The organism is Variovorax boronicumulans, from assembly GCF_019352895.1.
Lineage (GTDB): Bacteria > Pseudomonadota > Gammaproteobacteria > Burkholderiales > Burkholderiaceae_C > Variovorax > Variovorax boronicumulans_A.
In genome coordinates this window covers 1,741,523-1,763,626 of sequence record NZ_JAAAFX010000004.1, presented here as the reverse complement: position 1 = coordinate 1,763,626, position 22,104 = coordinate 1,741,523, and the positions used below count along the sequence as shown (strand labels likewise).

Annotated in this window: 21 protein-coding genes and 4 tRNA genes; 23 read left to right on the top strand and 2 right to left on the bottom strand. The window is 65.9% G+C overall.

The window, feature by feature from the left end; genetic code table 11:
* Positions 1-141 precede the first annotated feature (141 nt).
* Positions 142-1,047: a LysR substrate-binding domain-containing protein gene (locus K0H49_RS09730; protein WP_219211559.1), complete on the bottom strand. Its 906-nt coding sequence runs from the start codon at positions 1,045-1,047 to the stop codon at positions 142-144.
* A gap of 160 nt (positions 1,048-1,207) precedes the next feature.
* Between K0H49_RS09730 and K0H49_RS09725 the strand changes: the two genes are divergently transcribed.
* From K0H49_RS09725 to K0H49_RS09715, 3 genes are all read left to right on the top strand, one after another.
* On the top strand, positions 1,208-2,560 hold the full coding sequence (locus tag K0H49_RS09725) for an MFS transporter (protein ID WP_219211557.1): 1,353 nt from the start codon (positions 1,208-1,210) through the stop codon (positions 2,558-2,560).
* A 21-nt stretch (positions 2,561-2,581) separates the two neighbouring features.
* Positions 2,582-3,667: a M14 family metallopeptidase gene (locus tag K0H49_RS09720; RefSeq protein WP_219211555.1), complete on the top strand. Its 1,086-nt coding sequence runs from the start codon at positions 2,582-2,584 to the stop codon at positions 3,665-3,667.
* A 213-nt stretch (positions 3,668-3,880) separates the two neighbouring features.
* A complete protein-coding gene (locus K0H49_RS09715; protein ID WP_219211553.1) occupies positions 3,881-4,552 on the top strand; it encodes a phosphoglycolate phosphatase in 672 nt (223 codons plus the stop codon).
* A gap of 7 nt (positions 4,553-4,559) precedes the next feature.
* On the opposite strand, the gene K0H49_RS09710 is transcribed toward K0H49_RS09715, so the two are convergent.
* Positions 4,560-5,162, bottom strand: coding sequence for a chalcone isomerase family protein (locus K0H49_RS09710; RefSeq protein ID WP_219211550.1), 603 nt, complete (start codon positions 5,160-5,162; stop codon positions 4,560-4,562).
* A 339-nt stretch (positions 5,163-5,501) separates the two neighbouring features.
* On the opposite strand from K0H49_RS09710, the gene trpE reads away from it, so the two are divergent.
* The 20 genes from trpE (at position 5,502) to rpoB (ending at position 22,091) form a co-directional block, all read left to right on the top strand.
* Positions 5,502-7,004, top strand: coding sequence for an anthranilate synthase component I (trpE, locus tag K0H49_RS09705; protein WP_219211549.1), 1,503 nt, complete (start codon positions 5,502-5,504; stop codon positions 7,002-7,004).
* A complete protein-coding gene (locus K0H49_RS09700) occupies positions 7,001-7,393 on the top strand; it encodes a GxxExxY protein (protein ID WP_219211542.1) in 393 nt (130 codons plus the stop codon). Before trpE ends, K0H49_RS09700 begins: the two co-directional genes overlap by 4 nt.
* The gene (locus tag K0H49_RS09695) at positions 7,390-7,974 is read left to right on the top strand and encodes an anthranilate synthase component II (protein ID WP_219211541.1); all 585 of its coding nucleotides are present in this window, start codon (positions 7,390-7,392) and stop codon (positions 7,972-7,974) included. Before K0H49_RS09700 ends, K0H49_RS09695 begins: the two co-directional genes overlap by 4 nt.
* A gap of 6 nt (positions 7,975-7,980) precedes the next feature.
* Positions 7,981-9,039 (top strand): low-specificity L-threonine aldolase, encoded by a 1,059-nt coding sequence (gene ltaE, locus K0H49_RS09690; RefSeq protein ID WP_219211540.1) that lies wholly within the window; start codon positions 7,981-7,983, stop codon positions 9,037-9,039.
* 16 nt (positions 9,040-9,055) lie between these two features.
* Positions 9,056-9,718, top strand: coding sequence for a LysE family translocator (locus tag K0H49_RS09685; RefSeq protein ID WP_219211534.1), 663 nt, complete (start codon positions 9,056-9,058; stop codon positions 9,716-9,718).
* 24 nt (positions 9,719-9,742) lie between these two features.
* On the top strand, positions 9,743-10,765 hold the full coding sequence (trpD, locus tag K0H49_RS09680) for an anthranilate phosphoribosyltransferase (RefSeq protein WP_219211532.1): 1,023 nt from the start codon (positions 9,743-9,745) through the stop codon (positions 10,763-10,765).
* Positions 10,766-10,796: 31 nt separating this feature from the next.
* Complete coding sequence (trpC, locus tag K0H49_RS09675) at positions 10,797-11,597, top strand: indole-3-glycerol phosphate synthase TrpC (RefSeq protein WP_219211531.1); 801 nt, start codon at positions 10,797-10,799, stop codon at positions 11,595-11,597.
* The gene (locus K0H49_RS09670) at positions 11,594-12,313 is read left to right on the top strand and encodes a uracil-DNA glycosylase (RefSeq protein WP_219211530.1); all 720 of its coding nucleotides are present in this window, start codon (positions 11,594-11,596) and stop codon (positions 12,311-12,313) included. Before trpC ends, K0H49_RS09670 begins: the two co-directional genes overlap by 4 nt.
* 97 nt (positions 12,314-12,410) lie before the next feature.
* Positions 12,411-12,496, top strand: a tRNA-Tyr gene (locus tag K0H49_RS09665).
* A gap of 66 nt (positions 12,497-12,562) precedes the next feature.
* Positions 12,563-12,636: transfer RNA gene (locus tag K0H49_RS09660), tRNA-Gly, on the top strand.
* A 42-nt stretch (positions 12,637-12,678) separates the two neighbouring features.
* Positions 12,679-12,753 (top strand) — tRNA-Thr (locus K0H49_RS09655).
* A gap of 76 nt (positions 12,754-12,829) precedes the next feature.
* Positions 12,830-14,020 (top strand): elongation factor Tu, encoded by a 1,191-nt coding sequence (gene tuf / locus K0H49_RS09650; RefSeq protein WP_219211529.1) that lies wholly within the window; start codon positions 12,830-12,832, stop codon positions 14,018-14,020.
* Positions 14,021-14,026: 6 nt separating this feature from the next.
* Positions 14,027-14,102 (top strand) — tRNA-Trp (locus K0H49_RS09645).
* A gap of 101 nt (positions 14,103-14,203) precedes the next feature.
* Entirely contained in the window at positions 14,204-14,587 is a 384-nt protein-coding gene (secE, locus tag K0H49_RS09640; protein ID WP_219211528.1) for a preprotein translocase subunit SecE, read from the top strand.
* A complete protein-coding gene (nusG, locus tag K0H49_RS09635; RefSeq protein WP_219211527.1) occupies positions 14,587-15,180 on the top strand; it encodes a transcription termination/antitermination protein NusG in 594 nt (197 codons plus the stop codon). The genes secE and nusG overlap by 1 nt, the downstream gene beginning before the upstream one ends.
* A gap of 144 nt (positions 15,181-15,324) precedes the next feature.
* A complete protein-coding gene (rplK, locus tag K0H49_RS09630) occupies positions 15,325-15,756 on the top strand; it encodes a 50S ribosomal protein L11 (protein ID WP_219211526.1) in 432 nt (143 codons plus the stop codon).
* Positions 15,756-16,454, top strand: a complete 699-nt coding sequence (gene rplA, locus K0H49_RS09625; RefSeq protein WP_219211524.1) for a 50S ribosomal protein L1 — start codon at positions 15,756-15,758, stop codon at positions 16,452-16,454. Before rplK ends, rplA begins: the two co-directional genes overlap by 1 nt.
* 266 nt (positions 16,455-16,720) lie before the next feature.
* Positions 16,721-17,257, top strand: coding sequence for a 50S ribosomal protein L10 (gene rplJ / locus K0H49_RS09620; protein WP_219211521.1), 537 nt, complete (start codon positions 16,721-16,723; stop codon positions 17,255-17,257).
* Positions 17,258-17,303: 46 nt separating this feature from the next.
* Positions 17,304-17,675, top strand: a complete 372-nt coding sequence (gene rplL, locus K0H49_RS09615) for a 50S ribosomal protein L7/L12 (protein ID WP_219211519.1) — start codon at positions 17,304-17,306, stop codon at positions 17,673-17,675.
* A 291-nt stretch (positions 17,676-17,966) separates the two neighbouring features.
* Positions 17,967-22,091: a DNA-directed RNA polymerase subunit beta gene (rpoB, locus tag K0H49_RS09610; RefSeq protein WP_219211516.1), complete on the top strand. Its 4,125-nt coding sequence runs from the start codon at positions 17,967-17,969 to the stop codon at positions 22,089-22,091.
* Positions 22,092-22,104 lie beyond the last annotated feature (13 nt).

Genomic DNA, 22,104 nt, shown 5'->3' with positions numbered 1-22,104 from the left:
CGAGGTCATGGAAGGGCTCGCAAGCGTCTGGGATGGGCGCAGTGTCGGGCTTTCTTCTTTGCGGAAAAACACCTTGATGTGCACAAGGCTCTTGCCTGGAAAGCAAGAGTATCCAGCGTGCCAACGCTGGTGGACCCGGGCTTACCGAGGGTGCGTGCGCTGCGCGTCCGCGTCGCGCAGGCACTGCACGAACAACTGTGCACTGCGGCTGAGCACCGCGCCCTTGCGGGTCACGACGATGCCCGCGACCACGGGCATCCGGTCCTGCAGCGGCAGCGCGACGATGCCCTGCGCGTTCAGGGTGCCGCGCACCATGGGTTCGGCCAGCACCGACAGCGTGTCGGTCTGCGAGAGCAGGCCCAGCGCGACGGTGAAGGACTGGCAGCGCACCGCCTGGGCCGGCACGGGCAGGCCGTGCTGCGAGAACAGCTGGCGCAGCACGTCGCCGTTTTCCTCGGCGTAGCCGGGCGCGAGCCAGTGCGCATCGACCAGTTTCTTGAGCCGCCGGGTCCGTGCCAGCGGATGGCCCTTGCGCGCGCACACCGCCACCGGCGTGGAGAACAGGTGCGTGACCTCGAACTCCTCGCTGACCATGCCGGGCAGCACGTGGGTCGCCACGAAGTCGACGCTGCCGTCGCGCAGCTGTGCCAGCGCCATCGGCATCACGCCCTCGGAGAAATGGACCTGGGAACGGGGCATGGCCTGGCGGAAGGCCTCGAAGGCCACGGGCAGCACCGACAGTGCGATGGCCGAGCTGACCGCGATCGACAGGCTTTGCTCGGTGCCGTGGCGGATCGCATCCATCTCTTCGTGGGTGCGCCGCATCTCCTCGATCAGCAGCGAGGCGCGGCGGCGGAAGGCGTGGCCGTAGTCGGTCAGCACCACGCCGTTGGCATGGCGCTCGAACAGGCAGACGTCGAGTTGCCGTTCGAGTTCGCGCATCGCCTTGGAGACCGCCGGCTGCGACACGTTGAGGCGGCGCGCGGCGGCCCGCAGGGCCTGGGTTTCGGCGACCGCGAGGAAGGCGCGAAGCTGGTTGAAGGTCATGGGCCGGCGCAGGTTTGCGGGTGAGGGAGGGTGCAATCTTCAGGTTATCACGAGCCCTTTTGTGTTGTCTTTCTCTTTGCGGCCAATATGCCTAAGCTCTGGCCCCGGCCCCCAGAGGCCGTCATGCCAGACAAAAACATTCGCTGCGGCGAGGAGACCGATGACCACCACCACTGCCGACGACGCCCTCCGGGCGCCGACCTCCCATGCCCCGCCAAGCCGCCGCAAGGTGCTGGTCGCCACGACCATCGGCAACGCGCTCGAGTTCTTCGACTTCACGGTCTACAGCTTCTTCGCGATCCTGATCGGCAAGCTCTTCTTCCCGATGGCCACCGCGCAAGGCCAGCTGCTGCTGTCCGTGGCGACCTTCGGCGTGGGCTTCGTCTCGCGCCCGCTGGGCGGCATCGTGATCGGCCAGTACGCCGACCGCCGGGGCCGCAAGGCCGCGATGGTGCTGACCATCATGCTGATGGCGCTGGGCTGCGCGCTGATCGCGGTGGCGCCGACCTATGCGCAGATCGGCATCGCGGCGCCCGTGCTGATCGTGATCGCGCGGCTGCTGCAGGGCTTCTCCGCGGGCGGCGAGGTCGGCGTGTCCGTCACCATGCTGGTCGAGAGCAGCACGAACCGCAACCGCGGCTATTTCGCGAGCTGGCAGTTCGCCAGCCAGGGCCTGGGCATCATGGTCGGCGCGGGCGTCGCGGCGGCGCTGTCGCACTGGCTGTCGCCGGCCGCGCTCGAGAGCTGGGGCTGGCGCGTGCCCTTCGCGCTGGGCGTGTTGATCGCGCCCGTGGGCATGTACATCCGCAAGCAGCTCCACGAGACGCTGCAGGTGAAGGAGGCGAGCACCGGTGCGGCATCGCGCACGGCGGTGCGCGCCGAGCTGCCGAACCCGCTGCGCGTGCTGCTGCGCTCCTACAAGTGGAAGACGCTGCTGGGCATCCTGCTGATCATGGGCGGCACCGTGTCCTCGTACATCATCCTGCTGTACATGCCCACCTACGCGATCCGCGAGCTGGGCCTGCCGGCGGATGCGGCGCTGCTGGCGAGCGTGCTCTCGGCGGGCATCACCTTCGTGGTCGCGCCCTTCGTCGGCAAGCTGGCCGACCGCTACGGGCGCAAGCCGCTGGTGCTGACCGGCCGGATCGCCTCGCTGCTCGCGATCTATCCCTGCTTCATGTGGCTCAACGCCGCGCCCAGCGTGGCGAACCTGCTGGGCATCGTGGGCTTCCTGAGCGTGCTGCTCACACTGCATGCGGTGCCCACCATCACCATGATCCCCGAGATGATCCCCAACGCCGTGCGCGCCACCGGCATGTCGGTCACCTACAGCATCGGCGTGGCCCTGTTCGGCGGCTTCGCGCAGCTGATCGCCGTGTGGCTGATCGGCGTCACCGGCAGCAAGCTGGCGCCGGCCTGGTACGTGATCGCCTCGCTGCTGCTGTCGACCTGGCCGCTGCTGTTCATGCCCGACCGCACCGGCGTTGGCATCGACGACCAACCCTCTCCCTGAAAACGACAAAGGAAAGATCCCATGCCCACCACCACCGAATGCTTCGGCAGCACCTACGACGACGCGCGCGCCAAATTTCGCGCGGGCGTGCGCACCGCCGGCGCCGAACTCCAGACCCATGTGCTCGAAGGCCATCGGGGCGCGCAGGGCGAAGTGCTGTCGATGGACGCCGCGCTGCTCGGACCGGCCGATGCCACGCGCCTGATCGTGATGACTTCCGGCACGCACGGCCCCGAAGGCTTCTGCGGCTCGGGCAGCCAGGTCGCGCTGCTGCACGACACCGAACTGCACGGCCGGCTCGCGGCCGAGGGCATCGCGCTGCTGCTGGTGCATGCGGTCAACCCCTACGGTTTCTCGCACCTGCGGCGCGTCAACGAGGACAACATCGACCTCAACCGCAACTGCGTCGACTTCGCGCGCCCGCGTCCGGCCAATCCGGGCTATGCCGAGCTGCACGACCTGCTGCTGCCCGCCGAGTGGCCACCCACCGCGGCCAACCGCCAGGCGCTGGCCGACTTCATCCAGGCGCGCGGCGAGCAGGCCTACCAGTTCGCGGTCACGCTGGGCCAGTACGACCATCCCGAAGGCCTGTTCTATGGCGGCGCCGAACGGGCCTGGAGCCTGCGCACGCTGCAGCAGATCCTGGAGACGCACGGCCGCGGCAAGCGCAGCGTGGTCTGGCTCGACATCCACACCGGCCTGGGGCCGCGCGGCCATGCCGAGAAGATCCACACCGGCGCCGTCACCGAGCTGCCCTTCGCGCGCCGCTGCTGGGGCGCCGACGTGTTCTCGCTCAGCGAGACCACCTCGAAGTCCGCGCCGGTCAGCGGACCGATCAGCCTGCTGCTGGCGCAAGCCTGCCCCGGGGCCGAACAGGCCAGCGTGGCGCTGGAGTACGGCACGGTGCCCGTGCTGCCGGTGCTCGATGCGGTGCGCGGCGACCACTGGCTGAACCGCCGCAAGGGCGATGCGTCGGCCGAACAGGCGGCCGCCGTCAAGGCCGCCATGCGCGAGGCCTTCTACGGCGATGCCGACGACTGGCGCGGCATGGTGCTGGGGCAGGCCCGGACCGCGGTGCTGCAGGCCTTGTGCGGCATGCGGGACTGAGAACGTGTGAATGAACCTGCTGCGCACCCCGATCCCGCACCCGCGGTCCTCAGCGCACGGGAGTGCGGCTCCGGTCCTCGATGCAGGCTCGGGGCGCTCGCGACGGTTCCTTCACACGTTCTGAGCCGACGGCCGGCTGATCGAGAATGCGGGCTCCACGCGCAACGTCTGTGGCGTTGCGCCGCTTCACGTCCTGAACTCGATCGGCCCGCTTTGAATGCTCCACGCCTGAACCTCTCGGATTTCGATGCCGCCATCGTCGACCTCGACGGCACGATGGTCGACACCCTCGGCGATTTCGTAGCCGCGCTCAACGCGATGCTGGCCGACCTCGGCCAGCCGGCCGTCCACGCGCAGGCCGTCGAAAAGAGGGTCGGCAAGGGGTCCGAGCACCTCGTGCAGTCGGTGCTGGCGCATGTGGGCGCGGACGCGGCGCTCTACGAGCGCGCCTTCGCGCGCTACCAGCACCACTACATCGCGATCAACGGCCAGCACTCGGCGCTCTATGCGGGTGTGATCGACGGCCTGCAGGCCCTGCGCGCGCGCGGCCTGCGGCTGGCCTGCCTGACCAACAAGCCCCAGGCCTTCGCCGTGCCGCTGCTGGCGGCCAAGGGGCTCGACGGCTTCTTCGAGCAGGTGTTCGGCGGCGATGCCTTCGCGCGCAAGAAGCCCGATCCGCTGCCGCTGCTCAAGACCTGCGAGGCGCTGGGCACCGTGCCCGCGCGCACGCTGATGGTCGGCGACTCGAGCAACGATGCGCGCGCGGCGCGCGCCGCGGGCTGCCCGGTGGTGCTGGTGAGCTACGGCTACAACCATGGCGAGCCGGTGCGCGGCGTGGACGCCGACGGCTTCGTCGATTCGCTGGCCGAGCTCGCGGCCGCCTGAGCCGGCGCTACGGCTTGCCCAGCAGCGCGTCCTTGAGCTTCCAGTCGGCCGGGCTCGGTCCCAGCCAGATGCGCAGCAGCGCGTTGTAGAAGGCCGGCTCCTTGACCGGTTCGGGCTGCGGCACGCCGCGCACCGTGATCAGCGTGCCGGTGCCGGGCAGCCAGTCGATGGTGAAGGTGTCGCCGGCCTTGAGCTGCTTCTGGTCGGCGAACATCTGGCCCATGCGCAGCAGGCCGGGGATGAGGTTGACCATGTCGCTGCGCGGCGAGTTCTCTTCCACGCCCTTGGTGAACAGCTTGCCCAGTTCGTTGGCGTCGATGTCGCGCAGCATGGTGATGGCCACGCGCTTGGGTCCCGCCGCGGCCAGCACCTCTTCGGCGGTCGATGCCTTCTGCCCCAGGTACAGGCCGGCCGTGTAGACCTTGAACACGGCCTTGTAGCGCACGCCCGCGCCATTGAGCTGCAGCGGGCTGCCGGCCAGCGCCAAGCGGTCTTCGAGCCTGACGCCGGCCACGTCGACGGGCGCCGCCGAGGCGCCAAGCGCGGCCAGGCCCAGGCAGGCCGTCAGCGCGAGCCGGCAGCACAGGGCGGGGAGCGGAACACGGGGCATGAAGGCACCTCCTGGGTCTTTTGCGAACGGTCGTGCGAATCTATCGTTTCGCCTTCCGGGCGCGCTCCGGGGGAACCCTGAAGCCCCCGCTTGCACCTTGGGCCGTTTTCGTGGGCTAAACTCCCGGCCACATGTTCGTTCATCACATCCATCAAACAGGTGAAGGCAGCCGGGGAGCCTGGCCCTGGCGTCGCCATCCATCGCTGACTGTTTGATGGCACGGCGCACGCCGTGCGCCCGCGGTTCCGGCTCGACACATACTCGACGACGCCGGACCCCCCTGTGAATGACCTTGCCTCCGGCCGAAGACGCGTCGGCAGGCCATTGGAGAACGAATCCGTGATCACCGAACTTGAATTCAAGAGCCTCAGCGCTCAGGGCTACAACCGCATTCCGCTGATGGCCGAGGCCTTCGCCGACCTCGAGACGCCGCTGTCGCTGTACCTCAAGCTGGCCCATTCGGAGGGCGGCGGCAAGCACAGCTTCCTGCTCGAATCCGTGGTGGGTGGCGAGCGCTTCGGGCGCTACAGCTTCATCGGCCTGCCCGCCAGGACCCTGCTGCGTGCCACCGGTTTCGGCGCCGAGGCGAAGACCGAGGTCCTGACCAACGGCCAGGTGGTGGAGACGGCCACAGGCAATCCGCTCGATTTCATCGCTGCGTACCAGAAGCGTTTCAAGGTCGCGCTGCGGCCCGGCCTGCCGCGCTTCTGCGGCGGCCTCGCCGGCTACTTCGGCTACGACACCGTGCGCCACATCGAGCGCAAGCTCGAGCAGAGCTGCCCGCCCGACACGCTGGGCTGCCCCGACATCCTGCTGCTGCAGTGCGAGGAGCTGGCGGTCATCGACAGCCTGTCGGGCAAGCTGTACCTGATCGTCTATGCCGACCCGAAGCAGCCCGAGGCCTATGCGAATGCCAAGCGCCGCCTGCGCGAACTCAAGGAAAAGCTCAAGTACTCGGTCAGCGCGCCGGTCGTGAAACCCACGCAGGCGCATCCGGCCGAGCGCAGCTTCGCCAAGGCCGACTACATCGCGGCCGTCGAGCGCGCCAAGGAGATGATCGCCGCCGGCGACTTCATGCAGGTGCAGGTCGGCCAGCGCATCAGCAAGCGCTACACCGAGTCGCCGCTGTCGCTGTACCGCGCGCTGCGTTCGCTGAACCCCTCGCCCTACATGTACTACTACCACCTGGGCGATTTCCATGTGGTGGGCGCCTCGCCCGAGATCCTGGTGCGCCAGGAGAACACCGACGACGGCGAGCAGAAGATCACCATCCGCCCGCTGGCCGGCACCCGCCCGCGCGGCGCCTCGATTGAGCTCGACAAGGCGGCCGAGGTGGAACTGATCAACGACCCGAAGGAGCGCGCCGAGCACGTGATGCTGATCGACCTCGCGCGCAACGACATCGGCCGCATCGCCAAGACCGGCACCGTGAAGGTCACCGAGGCCTTCGCGGTCGAGCGCTACAGCCACGTGATGCACATCGTGAGCAACGTCGAAGGCACGCTGAAGGACGGCATGACCGCCATCGACGTGCTCAAGGCCACGTTCCCGGCCGGCACGCTGACCGGCGCGCCCAAGGTGCATGCGATGGAACTCATCGACCAGCTCGAGCCCACCAAGCGCGGCCTCTACGGCGGCGCCTGCGGCTACATCAGCTACGCGGGCGACATGGACGTGGCCATCGCGATCCGCACCGGCATCGTGAAGGACCAGATGCTGCACGTGCAGGCCGCGGCCGGTGTGGTGGCGGACTCGGTGCCCGAGCTGGAATGGAAAGAAACAGAGGCCAAGGCGCGCGCACTCCTGCGGGCGGCCGAACTGGTCGAGGAAGGCCTGGAATGAGCTCCGCACCCGATATTCAGAACGACTTTTCGCACGAGATCATCGGCGCGGCGGTCGAAGTGCAGCGCGTGCTCGGCACGGGCCTCGACGAGGCCGCCTATGCGGCCGCGCTGGCCATCGAGCTGGCCGAACGCGAGATCGGCTTCACGCGCGACGTCGCGCTCTCGGCCAGCTACAAGGGCCGTTCGCTGGGCGAGGTGTACCGCGCGGGCTTCATCATCGAGCAGTCGGTCATCGTCGAGCTCAAGGCGGTCGACGTGCTGACCGACCTGCACCGCGCGCAGGTGCTGGCCGCGCTGCGGCTGTCGGGCCTCAAGCTGGGCCTGCTGATCAACTTCAACGTCTTTCCCGTGGTGAAGGGCGTGCACCGGATTGTGAGCAAGCCATGAAACTGCTGATGATCGACAACTACGACTCCTTCACCTACAACATCGTCCAGTACTTCGGCGAGCTGGGGGCGGAAGTGGAGGTGGTGCGCAACGACGAGATCGACGTGGCGCAGATCGCCCAGCGCATCGCGGGCGGTGTGGCGCGGCTGGTGATTTCGCCGGGACCGTGTTCTCCGGCCGAAGCCGGCGTGTCGGTGGCGGCCATCCAGGCCTTCGCGGGCCAGCTGCCGATCCTCGGCGTGTGCCTGGGCCACCAGGCCATCGGCGCGGCCTTCGGCGGCCAGATCGTGCGGGCCCAGCAACTGATGCACGGCAAGACCAGCGAGATCACGACCACGCAAGAGGGCGTGTTCGCGGGGTTGCCTGAGCGCTTCACCGTCAACCGCTACCACTCGCTGTCGATCGAGCGCGCGAGCTGCCCTGCGGCGCTGGCCGTCACGGCCTGGACCGACGACGGCGAGATCATGGGCGTGCGGCACACCGGCTTCGCGCACGACGTGCGCATCGAAGGCGTGCAGTTCCATCCCGAATCGATCCTCACCGAGCACGGCCACGCCATGCTCAAGAACTTCCTGGACTGACCGACCATGACCGACCGCACCTCCATCGTCGATCTGCGCAGCGACACCGTCACGCAGCCCACGCCCGCGATGCGCGAGGCCATGATGGCCGCGCCCCTGGGCGACGACGTCTTCGGCACCGACCCGAGCGTCAACGCGCTGCAGGAAAAGATCGCGGCGCTGCTGGGCTTCGAGGCCGCGCTGTTCGTGCCGACCGGCACGCAGAGCAACCTGTGCGCGCTCCTGTCGCATTGCGGCCGGGGCGACGAGTACATCGTCGGCCAGCAGGCACATTGCTACCGTTGGGAAGGCGGTGGTGCGGCCGTGTTCGGCAGCGTGCAGCCACAGCCACTCGACCATGCGCCCGACGGCACGCTGCCGCTCGCGCAGATCGAGGCAGCCATCAAGCCCGACGACGCGCACTTCGCGCGCACGAAGCTGCTGGCGCTGGAGAACACGCTGGGCGGCAAGCTGCTGCCCTTCGACTACCTGCAGGCCGCGACGGATCTGGCCAGGCGCAAGGGGCTGCAGCGCCACCTCGATGGTGCGCGGCTCTTCAATGCCGCGACCGCACAGGCGGCGTTGAACGACAGCACCGACATCCGCGCCGAAGCACGCCGCATCGCACAGTGCTTCGACAGCGTGTCGGTGTGCTTCAGCAAGGGCCTGGGCGCGCCCGTCGGCTCGGCGCTGCTGGGTTCGCGCGAGTTCATTGCGCGGGCGCACCGCATCCGCAAGATGGCGGGCGGCGGCATGCGCCAGGCCGGGCTGCTGGCGGCGGCGGCTTCGCACGCGCTCGACCACCACATCGACCGCCTGGCCGACGACCACGCACTGGCCCGGCGCCTGGCGCAAGGACTCGAAGGCATCGAGGGCCTGACGGTCGAGGCACCGCACACCAACATCGTGTTCGTCGACCTCACGGGCGCCGCCCAGGCGCGCTCGTCGGAGCTGCTTGCGAGCCTCAACGGCCAGGGCATCCTCGCGACCGGCCTCTACCGGCTGCGCTTCGTGACGCACCTCGACGTCGATGCCGCAGGCGTCGATCGGGCCGTGGCCGCGATCCGCGGATTCCTCAACGCCTGAGCCCAGGGAAAGCGCGATGCCCGATCTTCCCCATCTGCTCGCCTTCATTGCCGCCGGCTGGCTGCTGAACCTCACGCCCGGGCCCGACGTGCTGTACATCGTGTCGAATTCGCTGCGCACCGGCGTGCGCGCGGGCATCGTGGCCGGCCTGGGCATCACGGCCGGGTGCTTCGTCCATATCTTCGCGGCGGCGGTCGGCGTCGGCACGCTGATGGCGACCTCGGCGGCCGCCTTCACGGTGCTCAAGGTCATCGGCGCGGCCTACCTGCTGTACCTGGGCGTGCGCATGGTGCTGTCGCGTGCCAGGCCGCCCGCGGACCTGGTCGAGGCGGCGGTGGCCGTGGGCGGCGAGCGCAGCCTCAAGGCGATCTTCCTCGGCGGCTTCTGGACCAACGTGCTCAACCCCAAGGTGGCGCTGTTCTTCCTGGCCTTCGTGCCGCAGTTCATCGCCCCGGGCGCAGACCACAAGGCCCTGTACTTCGTGCTGCTGGGCGTGCTGTTCAATCTCAATGCCATTCCCGTCAACGTCGGCTGGGCGCTGGCCGCCGGCTGGATGGCGCGCCGCGGCGCGGTGCAGAAGGGCTTGCACTGGCTCGACCGCGTCGCCGGCGTGCTGTTCATCGGCTTCGGCCTCAAGCTTGCGTTCACCGATGCGCCCGCTGTGCACGTCGGCCGCTGATTCCCTCTCGAGGAGACCTCTCTCATGATCACCCCCCAGGAAGCGCTGCAGCGCACCATCGAGCACCGCGAAGTCTTCCACGACGAGATGCTGCACATCGTGCGCCTCATCATGAGCGGCGAGTGCTCGCCCGTGATGATGGCCGCGCTGATCACCGGCCTGCGCGTGAAGAAGGAAACCATCGGCGAGATCACCGCCGCCGCGCAGGTGATGCGCGAGGTCTCGACCAAGGTGCCGGTGGCCGACACCACGCACCTGGTCGACATCGTGGGCACGGGCGGCGACGGCTCGCACACCTTCAACATCTCGACCTGCTCGATGTTCGTCGCGGCCGCGGCCGGCGCCAAGGTGAGCAAGCACGGCGGGCGCAGCGTGAGCAGCAAGTCGGGCAGCGCCGACGTGCTGGAGGCGCTGGGCGTCAACATCAACCTGAAGCCCGAGCAGATCGCGAAGTGCATCGCGGATGTGGGCATCGGCTTCATGTTCGCGCCCAACCACCATCCGGCCATGAAGAACGTGGCACCGGTGCGCAAGGAGCTGGGCATCAAGACCATCTTCAACATCCTGGGCCCGCTGACCAATCCGGCCGGCGCACCCAACATCCTGATGGGCGTGTTCCATGCCGACCTGGTGGGCATCCAGGTGCGTGCGCTGCAGCGCCTGGGCGCCGAACATGCGCTGGTGGTCTACGGCCGCGACGGCATGGACGAGATATCGCTGGGCGCGGCCACCATGGTGGGCGAACTCCGGAATGGCGAGATCCGCGAGTTCGAACTGCATCCCGAGGACTTCGGCTTCCAGATGTCCAGCAACCGTGCACTGCGCGTGGAGACGCCCGAGCAATCGATGGCGATGCTGCGCGGCGTGCTCGATGGCGAGCCGGGAGCGGCGCGCGACATCGTGCTGCTCAACGCCGGTGCGGCGCTGTACGCTGCCAACGTGGTCGATTCGATCGCGGCCGGCGTGGAGAAGGCGCGCACCGCCATCACGAGCGGCGCCGCCAAGGCCAAGCTGACCCAACTCGTCACCGCCACGCAGGCCGTCTGACAAAGACCCCAGCGCACAGAGGAAAGAAACCATGTCCGACATCCTGAACAAGATCGTGGCCGTCAAGCACGAAGAGATCGCTGCCGCGAAGAAGCGCAGCCCGCTGGAGGCCGTGCGCTTCGACGCCGAGAGCCGCGTGCTCACGCGCGACTTCGTGGGCGCGCTGCGCCGCAAGATCGCCGCCGGCCAGGCCGCGGTGATCGCCGAGGTCAAGAAGGCCAGCCCCAGCAAGGGCGTGCTGCGTGCCGAGTTCATCCCGGCCGATATCGCGCAGAGCTATGCCGAGGGCGACGGCACCGTGAGCGCGGCCTGCCTGTCGGTGCTGACCGACCGCCAGTTCTTCCAGGGCAGCGTCGACTTCCTCAAGCAGGCCCGCGCCTCGTGCGACCTGCCGGTGCTGCGCAAGGACTTCATGGTCGATCCGTATCAGCTCTACGAATCGCGCGCGATGGGCGCCGATGCGGTGCTGCTGATCGCGGCCTGCCTCGACGATGCGCAGATGCGCGACTTCGAGGCCATCGCACTGGGCCTGGGCATGGCGGTGCTGGTGGAGGTGCACGATGCGGCCGAGCTCGATCGCGCGCTGCAGCTCAAGACGCCGCTGATCGGCATCAACAACCGCAACCTGCGCAGCTTCGAGGTGTCGATCCAGACCACGCTGTCGCTGCGCGCGAAGGTGCCGGCCGAGCGCATCCTGGTCACCGAATCGGGCATCACGACGCGCGACGATGTCACGCAGCTGCGCGCCGCGGGCGTGCAGGCCTTCCTGGTCGGCGAGGCCTTCATGCGCGCCGACGAACCCGGCGAAGCCCTGGCGACGTTGTTCCAATGAGCCGGCCGGATCAGCTGACGAGCAGCGATCCCGCCGAATGGCCCGTGGCGCCGGGCTGGCAGCCGCTGGTCGACGCGTTCTTCACCGGCGCCGCGGGGCAGAAGCTGCAGGGCTTCCTGCGCGAACGGCTCGACGCTGGCGCGGTGATCTTCCCGCCGCAGCCGCTGCGGGCGCTGGAACTCACGCCGCCCGAGGACGTGCGGGTGGTGATCCTGGGACAGGACCCGTACCACGGGCGCGGGCAGGCCGAAGGGCTGTCCTTCTCGGTGGCGCCGGGTGTGCCCCTGCCGCCCTCGCTGCGCAACATCTTCAAGGAGCTGCAGCGCGACCTGGGCACGCCGCCGCCGCCCTTTCCGAACCCGGGCGGCAGCCTGGTGAAGTGGGCGACCCACGGCGTGCTGCTGCTCAACACCTGCCTCACCGTCGAGGAGGCGCAGCCGGCCAGCCATGCGGGCCGCGGCTGGGAAGTGCTGACCGACGCCGTGATCCGCCATGTGGCGCAGGGCGAACGACCTGTTGTTTTCATGCTCTGGGGCGCGCACGCCCAGAGTAAGCGGGCGTTGATCGACGTTGCGCGCCATAAGGTGCTGATGTCGAACCATCCCTCGCCGCTGTCCGCACTGCGGCCGCCCGTGCCCTTCATCGGCTGCGGACATTTCAGCGAAGCCCGTGCATGGCGTGAGGCGCAGGCGTCGGGAGAGGTCAAAACTGGTTGATAATCGATGGGTTCACACCTCGGCAGAGGTCCTCGCTTCAAGTTGTCGCTGGGGTTTCTGTGTAGTCACAAAATCGTGCTATATTTCGAGGTTCGCCGGAGAGGTGGCCGAGTGGTTAATGGCAGCAGACTGTAAATCTGCCCTCTTACGAGTACGCTGGTTCGAATCCAGCCCTCTCCACCAGCGATGAATTTGGTTTCTAAGAGCGATTGGATCTAGCGCTTTGGGTGCCTTGCAGTGCCCCCGAATGCGGGAGTAGTTCAATGGTAGAACCCCAGCCTTCCAAGCTGATGACGCGGGTTCGATTCCCGTCTCCCGCTCCAGAGGCCCGGTTCATGGTTGGCATGCGTTTTGGTTAGATAAAAGCCCTTTTGGCTCAGTGGTAGAGCACCCCCTTGGTAAGGGGGAGGTCGCGGGTCCGATTCCCGCAAAGGGCACCAATTTTGTCGGGGTTGCTGTCATGAGCACGCAACTCCATGTGAATGTGTTGATCTCGTTTTTTTCGGAGTCGAGAAAATGGCAAAAGGTAAATTCACCCGCACCAAGCCGCACGTGAACGTCGGCACGATCGGTCACGTCGACCACGGCAAGACCACGCTGACGGCTGCCATTGCAACGGTTCTGTCGGCCAAGTTCGGCGGCGAAGCCAAGGCTTACGACCAGATCGACGCAGCGCCCGAAGAAAAGGCCCGCGGCATCACGATCAACACCGCGCACGTCGAGTACGAAACGGCCAACCGCCACTACGCACACGTCGACTGCCCCGGCCACGCCGACTATGTGAAGAACATGATCACCGGCGCTGCCCAGATGGACGGCGCGATCCTGGTGTGCTCGGCCGCCGACGGCCCGATGCCCCAGACCCGTGAGCACATCCTGCTGGCACGCCAGGTGGGCGTGGGCTACATCATCGTGTTCCTGAACAAGTGCGACATGGTCGACGACGCCGAGCTGCTCGAGCTGGTCGAAATGGAAGTGCGCGAGCTGCTGGACAAGTACGACTTCCCGGGCGACGCCACCCCCATCATCCACGGCTCGGCCAAGCTCGCCCTCGAAGGCGACAAGGGTCCCCTGGGCGAAGAAGCCATCATGAAGCTGGCCGACGCGCTGGACACGTACATCCCGACGCCTGAGCGCGCCATCGACGGTGCGTTCCTGATGCCCGTGGAAGACGTGTTCTCGATCTCGGGTCGCGGCACGGTGGTGACGGGCGCTGTCGAGCGCGGCATCATCAAGGTCGGCGAAGAAATCGAAATCGTCGGTATCGCTGCCACCCAGAAGACCACCTGCACGGGCGTGGAAATGTTCCGCAAGCTGCTGGACCAAGGTCAAGCGGGCGACAACGTGGGCGTGCTGCTGCGCGGCACCAAGCGCGAAGACGTGCAGCGCGGCCAAGTGCTGTGCAAGCCGGGTTCGATCAAGCCGCACACGCACTTCACCGCCGAGGTGTATGTGCTGTCGAAGGACGAAGGCGGCCGTCACACGCCGTTCTTCAACAACTACCGCCCGCAGTTCTACTTCCGCACGACGGACGTGACCGGTGCGATCGAGTTGCCTGAAGGCAAGGAAATGGTCATGCCTGGCGACAACGTCAGCATCACCGTGAAGCTGATCAACCCGATCGCCATGGAAGAAGGTCTGCGTTTCGCCATCCGCGAAGGCGGCCGCACCGTGGGCTCGGGCGTCGTGGCCAAGGTTATTGCGTAATTCCGGAGGGGTATAGCTCAATTGGCAGAGCGTCGGTCTCCAAAACCGAAGGTTGTAGGTTCGATTCCTACTGCCCCTGCCACCTGAGGGTGGCCCCCAAGGCCCGTCGCAACCCGACGGGCTTCGGCGTCTCAAGGGACGCATTGAATTGAAGGTCTGACAGGCCGCAGGAACTTGCCGAAGATGGCTACAACACAAATCGAGACCGTGAGCACCAGTGCCGACAAGGCGAAGCTGGCGGCTGCGGTCGTGCTCGCAGTGGGCGCCGTCGTGGCGTTCTACCTGCTGGCGCGCCAGGGTTCCCTGGTGCAGTGGGCGGTGCTGCTGGTGGGTCTGGCGGCTGCCGTGGGTGCCTTCGGAAGTTCCGAGAGCGGCCGCCAGTTGTGGGCCTTCGGCCGCGACGCCTGGCGCGAGGTCAAGAAGGTCGTCTGGCCGACCCGCAAGGAAGCCATCCAGATGACGGCCTATGTGTTCGCTTTCGTGGCGGTCATGTCGGTGTTCCTCTGGCTCACCGACAAGACGCTCGAGTGGGTGTTCTTCGACCTCATTCTGGGCTGGAGAAAATAATGACTGACGCTGTCGACACCACGTCGGAAAGCACGCCGTTGCTTGCGGCTCCGACCAATCCCGATTTCCGTTGGTATGTCGTGCATGCCTACTCGGGCATGGAAAAGGCCGTGGAGCGCAACATCACGGAGCGCATCAACCGCGCCACGATGCAGGACAAGTTCGGCCGCATCATGGTGCCGACCGAAGAAGTGGTCGAGATCAAGAACGGCCAGAAGCGCACCACCGAGCGTCGCTTCTTCCCGGGCTACGTGCTGGTCGAGATGATCATGGACGACGAGAGCTGGCACCTGGTGAAGCACACCAACAAGGTGACCGGTTTCGTCGGTGGCGCAAAGAACCGTCCCGCACCGATTTCCCAGAAGGAAGTCGAAGACATCGTGAGCCAGATGCAGCAGGGCACCGAGAAGCCGCGCCACAAGGTCGAGTTCATGCCGGGCGAGTTCGTGCGCGTCAAGGAAGGCCCGTTCACCGACTTCAACGGCACCGTCGAGGAAGTCAACTACGAAAAGAGCAAGGTGCGCGTGTCGGTCATGATCTTCGGTCGTGCCACCCCCGTCGAGCTCGAATTCAGCCAGGTCGAAAAGACTTGAACAAAGGATGACGAGGCTCGAAACGAGCCTCGTCATCGTGTGTTGATTGCCACTCCGGCTCGGCAGTCAACCTTATCGAAGAGCCGTTAACCCCGGGGAGCCACGGCCGAGCGCCGAGGCGATATCACCCGCAAGGAGCAAAGCATGGCGAAAAAAATCGTCGGCTTCATCAAGCTGCAAGTGCCAGCTGGTAAGGCCAACCCGTCACCGCCCATCGGTCCCGCACTGGGCCAGCGCGGTTTGAACATCATGGAGTTCTGCAAGGCGTTCAACGCCCAGACCCAAGGCGTCGAGCCGGGTCTGCCGCTGCCGGTGGTCATCACCGCCTTCGCGGACAAGAGCTTCACCTTCATCATCAAGACGCCGCCCGCGGTCACCTTGATCAAGAAGGCCATCAAGCTGGACAAGGGTTCGGCCACGCCGCACACCACGAAGGTCGGCAAGATCACGCGCGCTCAGCTCGAAGAGATCGCCAAGGCCAAGATGAAGGATTTGACGGCAGCCGATCTGGATGCCGCCGTTCGTACCATCGCCGGCTCTGCCCGTTCGATGGGCGTGACTGTGGAAGGCGTGTAATGGCCAAGATCACCAAGAAGCAAAAAGCCCTGGTCGGCAAGGTCGACAGCAACAAGCTGTACGCGCTGGTCGATGCGATCGGTCTCGTGAAGGAAGCCGCCACCGCCAAGTTCGATGAGTCCATCGACGTGGCCGTGCAACTCGGCATCGACGCGAAGAAGTCGGATCAGGTCGTGCGTGGCGCCGTCGTGCTGCCCAACGGCACCGGCAAGACCAAGCGCGTGGCTGTGTTCGCCCAAGGCGCCAAGGCTGAAGAAGCCAAGGCCGCCGGCGCCGACATCGTCGGCATGGACGACCTGGCTGCCATGGTCAAGGCTGGCGACATGCCTTTCGACGTGGTCATCGCCGCACCGGACGCCATGCGCGTCGTCGGTACGCTGGGCCAGATCCTCGGCCCGCGCGGCCTGATGCCCAACCCGAAGGTCGGCACGGTCACGCCGGACGTCGCGCAAGCGGTCCGCAACGCCAAGGCTGGTCAGGTGCAGTTCCGCGTCGACAAGGCAGGCATCGTGCACGGCACGATCGGCCGCCGTTCGTTCGACACCGACAAGCTGCAGGGCAACCTGGCAGCGCTGATCGACGCGCTGGTCAAGGCCAAGCCCGCGACCAGCAAGGGTGTGTACCTGCGCAAGGTGGCTGTGTCTTCGACCATGGGTCTGGGCGTTCGCGTCGACACCCAATCGATCGCACAGAGCTGATGTGAAGAATTTGCCGCACCCCTCGGGGTGCGGCGATGTGGTGGGCCGACGCGGCGCTGTGTCACAGCAGCGAGCGCGACGGGCCATCCAAGACCGCTGGCGTGCAGTTCGCTGCACTTAATCGAAGACTCCTCGGAGCTTTCAACCAGCGCAGATGGCGATCCCACTGCAAGGAATTCGTTTCCGAAACAGTTGGTCGCTGCATGAAGCGCGTCTGGAGGCCTGGACGAAAGTCCGGCCAAGAGGCGCATTAAAAGGAGTAGACCTTGAGTCTGAATCGCAGTGAGAAAGAAGCGGTCATCGGTGACGTGACCAGCCTCGCCGCAAAAGCTCAAACGCTCGTGCTGGCGGAATACCGTGGCATCACGGTCGCTGATATGACGAAATTGCGCAATACCGCGCGCAGCCAGGGCGTGACGCTCAGCGTGTTCAAGAACACGCTGGCACGCCGTGCTGTCGCGGGAAGCGCTTTCGAAGTCATCGGCGACCAGATGACCGGTCCGCTGATCTACGGCTTTTCCGAAGACGCAGTGGCCGCCGCCAAGGTGGTGGCCGACTTCGCGAAGACCAACGACAAGTTGGTGATTCGCGGTGGTGCGTTCGGCGGCAAGGTCCTGGACGTGAACGGCGTGAAGCAGCTCGCAAGCATCCCTTCGAAGGAAGTGTTGCTGGCGCAGTTGCTGGGCTTGATGCAATCCCCCATTTCCCGTACCGCACGCGTTCTCGCGGCGCTGTCGGCGAAGCGTGGCGAAGGCGCACCCGCAACCGATGCACCGGCAGAAGCCGAAGCGCAGCCCGCGTAAGCCGGCTTGCGTTTGAAACATTCAACCCAATTGTTAGGAAACAAAAATGGCATTCGATAAAGACGCATTTCTGACCGCCCTCGACGCGATGACGGTCCTGGAACTCAACGACCTGGTGAAAGCCATCGAAGAGAAGTTTGGCGTGAGCGCTGCCGCCATGGCAGGCCCCGCTGCTGCAGGCCCCGCTGCCGCTGCTGCTGAAGAGCAGACCGAATTCAACGTCATGCTGATGGAAGCTGGCGCGAACAAGGTGTCGGCGATCAAGGCCGTGCGCGAAATCACCGGCCTGGGCCTCAAGGAAGCCAAGGACCTGGTGGAAGCCGCTCCCAAGGCTGTCAAGGAAGGCCTGTCGAAGGCTGACGCTGAAGCCGCCAAGAAGAAGCTGGAAGAAGCTGGCGCCAAGGTGGAACTGAAGTAATTCAGTCCCCCTCAAGGGCTGGAGGTGCTTGCAAGAGCCCTCCAGCCTTTGCCGCTTTCAGAGCGCACCCGAAAACCGGCCTGTTTTGCCGGCTTCCGCCCACCCAGAGGTCGACGGAAAGTCCCAGAAACGGTTTTCGAGTGTCTTCTGACCCCGACTGCAGAAGACCCCTTGGTTCGGGTGATGTGCAACGCATCACTGTCCGCCAACGGCTGGTAGTGGCCAGCCGCCAAGCAGGGGTGCGCAAGCACCTCTGACAAGTCGCGCAAGATCTCAAGCCCCGGAGCTCTCATGGCCCAAACGTCCACGTACAGTTACACCGAACGCAAGCGCATCCGAAAGAATTTCGGCAGCCGCGACAGCGTCGTTGAAATCCCTTACCTGCTGCAGATGCAGAAGGACGCTTACACCGCGTTCCTGCAAGCCGGCATCGCCCCGACGAAGCGCACCATCGACGGCCTGCAAGCCGCATTCACCGCCGCGTTCCCGATCGTCTCGCACAACGGTTTCGTCGAGATGAAGTTCCTCGAGTACAACCTGGCGAAGCCGGCCTTCGACGTGCGTGAGTGCCAGACCCGTGGTCTGACCTTCGCCTCGGCCGTGCGCGCCAAGGTCCAGCTCATCATCTATGACCGCGAATCGTCGACCTCGCAGTCGAAGGTGGTCAAGGAAGTCAAGGAGCAAGAGGTCTACATGGGCGAAGTGCCGCTCATGACCGACAAGGGCTCGTTCATCATCAACGGTACCGAGCGCGTCATCGTGTCGCAGCTGCACCGTTCGCCAGGCGTGTTCTTCGAGCACGACAAGGGCAAGACCCACAGCTCGGGCAAGCTGCTGTTCTCGGCCCGTGTGATCCCCTACCGCGGCTCGTGGCTCGACTTCGAGTTCGACCCGAAGGACATGCTGTACTTCCGCGTCGACCGTCGCCGCAAGATGCCGGTCACGATCCTGCTCAAGGCCATCGGCCTGAACCCGGAATCGATCCTCGCGAACTTCTTCGTGAACGACAACTTCCGCCTGATGGACAGCGGCGCGCAAATGGAATTCGTCGCCGAGCGTCTGCGCGGCGAAGTGGCCCGTTTCGACATCACCGACAAGGCCGGCAAGGTCGTGGTCGCCAAGGACAAGCGCGTCACCGCGCGCCACACGCGCGAACTCGAGCAGTCGAACACCACGCACATCAGCGTGCCGGAAGACTTCCTGGTCGGCCGCGTGATCGCGCGCAACATCATCGACCCCGACACCGGCGAAGTGCTGGCCAAGGCCAATGACGAGCTGACCGAAGCGCTGCTGAAGAAGCTGCGCACCTCGGGCGTGCAGGACATCCAGGTCATCTACACCAACGAACTGGACCAGGGCGCGTACATCTCGCAGACCCTGCGCATCGACGAAACCGTCGACGAGTTCGCTGCGCGCGTGGCCATCTACCGCATGATGCGTCCCGGCGAGCCGCCGACGGAAGACGCGGTGCAGGCCCTGTTCCAGCGCCTGTTCTACAACCCGGACACGTACGACCTGTCGCGCGTGGGCCGCATGAAGTTCAACGCCAAGGTCGGCCGCGACGAGTCCACCGGCCCGATGGTGCTGACCAACGAGGACATCCTTCACGTCGTGAAGATCCTGGTCGACCTGCGCAACGGCAACGGCGAAGTCGACGACATCGATCACCTGGGCAACCGTCGCGTGCGTTGCGTGGGCGAACTGGCCGAGAACCAGTACCGCACCGGCCTGGCACGGATCGAGAAGGCCGTGAAGGAACGCCTGGGTCAAGCGGAGCAAGAGCCGCTGATGCCGCACGACCTGATCAACAGCAAGCCGATCTCGGCCGCGCTGAAGGAATTCTTCGGCGCCTCGCAGCTGTCGCAGTTCATGGACCAGACGAACCCGCTGTCCGAAATCACCCACAAGCGCCGCGTGTCGGCCCTTGGCCCGGGCGGTCTGACGCGCGAACGTGCCGGCTTCGAAGTGCGCGACGTGCACGTGACCCATTACGGCCGCGTCTGCCCGATCGAAACGCCCGAAGGCCCGAACATCGGCCTGATCAACTCGCTGGCCCTGTACGCCCGCCTCAACGAATACGGCTTCATCGAGACGCCGTACCGTCGCGTGGTCGACAGCAAGGTCACGCTGGACATCGACTACCTGTCGGCCATCGAAGAAGGCAAGTACGTGATCGCCCAGGCCAATGCGGCCCTGGACAAGGACGGCGTGCTGACCGGCGACCTGGTGTCCGCGCGTGAAGCCGGCGAATCGATCCTGGTGGGCGCCGAGCGCGTCCAGTACATGGACGTGTCGCCCGCACAGATCGTGTCGGTGGCCGCCTCGCTCGTGCCCTTCCTGGAGCACGACGATGCGAACCGCGCGCTGATGGGCGCCAACATGCAGCGTCAGGCCGTGCCCGTGCTGCGTCCCGAGAAGCCTTTCGTCGGCACCGGCATCGAGCGCGTTTCCGCGGTCGACTCGGGCACCGTCGTGACGGCCACCCGCGGCGGCATCGTCGACTACGTCGATGCGACCCGTGTCGTGGTGCGCGTGAACGACGCCGAAGCGGCAGCCGGTGAAGTCGGTGTGGACATCTACAACCTGATCAAGTATCAGCGTTCGAACCAGAACACCAACATCCACCAGCGCCCCATCGTCAAGCGCGGCGATAAGATCGCCAAGGGCGACGTGGTGGCCGACGGCGCCTCGACCGACCTCGGCGAACTGGCCCTGGGCCAGAACATGCTGATCGGCTTCATGCCGTGGAACGGCTACAACTTCGAAGACTCGATCCTGATCTCCGAACGCGTGGTCGCCGAAGACCGCTACACCTCGATCCACATCGAGGAACTGGTGGTGATGGCCCGCGACACCAAGCTGGGTGCCGAAGAAATCACGCGCGACATCCCGAACCTGGCCGAGCAGCAGCTCAACCGCCTGGACGAATCCGGGATCATCTACGTCGGCGCCGAAGTGCAGCCTGGCGACACGCTGGTGGGCAAGGTCACGCCGAAGGGCGAGACCACGCTGACGCCGGAAGAGAAGCTGCTGCGCGCCATCTTCGGCGAGAAGGCTTCCGACGTGAAGGACACCTCGCTGCGCGTGGACCAGGGCTCGCAAGGCACCGTGATCGACGTGCAGGTGTTCACCCGCGAAGGCATCACGCGCGACAAGCGCGCCCAGCAGATCATCGACGACGAGCTCAAGCGCTTCCGCCTCGACCTGAACGACCAGCTGCGCATCGTCGAAGCCGACGCGTTCGACCGGATCGAGAAGCTGCTCAACGGCCGCACCGCCAACGGCGGCCCGAACAAGCTGGCCAAGGGCACCAAGCTCGACAAGGCGTACCTCGCCTCGATCGAGAAGTTCCACTGGTTCGACATCCGTCCGGCGGAAGACGAAGTGGCTTCGCAGCTCGAGTCGATCAAGAACTCGCTCGAGCAGACGCGCCACAGCTTCGACCTCGCGTTCGAAGAAAAGCGCAAGAAGCTCACACAAGGCGACGAGCTGCCCGCGGGCGTGCTCAAGATGGTCAAGGTCTACCTGGCCGTCAAGCGCCGCCTGCAACCTGGCGACAAGATGGCCGGCCGTCACGGCAACAAGGGTGTGGTGTCGAAGATCGTTCCGGTCGAAGACATGCCCCACATGGCCGACGGCACGCCGTGCGACATCTGCCTGAACCCGCTGGGCGTGCCTTCGCGGATGAACGTGGGCCAGGTGCTCGAAGTGCATCTGGGCTGGGCCGGCAAGGGCATCGGTCAGCGCATCGGTGACCTGCTGCAGGCCGAGTCGAAGATCGCCGAACTGCGCGCCTTCCTCGACAAGCTCTACAACGGCTCGGGCCGCAAGGAAGACCTCAGCACGCTGAGCGACACCGACGTGCTCGAAATGGCCGCCAACCTGTCGTCCGGCGTGACCTTCGCGACCCCCGTGTTCGACGGCGCGACCGAAGAGGAAATCGGCGGCATGCTGCAGCTGGCGTACCCGGAAGAGATCGCCAAGATCAAGGGCCTGACCGAATCGCGCACCCAGGCCTACCTGTACGACGGCCGCACCGGCGACCAGTTCGAGCGTCCTGTGACCGTGGGCTACATGCACTTCTTGAAGCTGCATCACCTGGTCGACGACAAGATGCACGCCCGTTCCACCGGCCCGTACTCGCTCGTGACGCAACAACCGCTGGGCGGCAAGGCCCAGTTCGGCGGCCAGCGTTTCGGTGAAATGGAAGTGTGGGCGCTGGAGGCCTACGGCGCTGCCTACGTTCTGCAGGAAATGCTGACGGTGAAGTCCGATGACGTGGTGGGCCGTACCAAGGTGTACGAGTCGATCGTCAAGGGCGAACACTCCATCGAAGCCGGCATGCCGGAATCGTTCAATGTGCTGGTCAAGGAAATCCGTTCCCTGGGCCTGGACATCGAACTCGAACGTTCATAAGCAGACAAGGAAA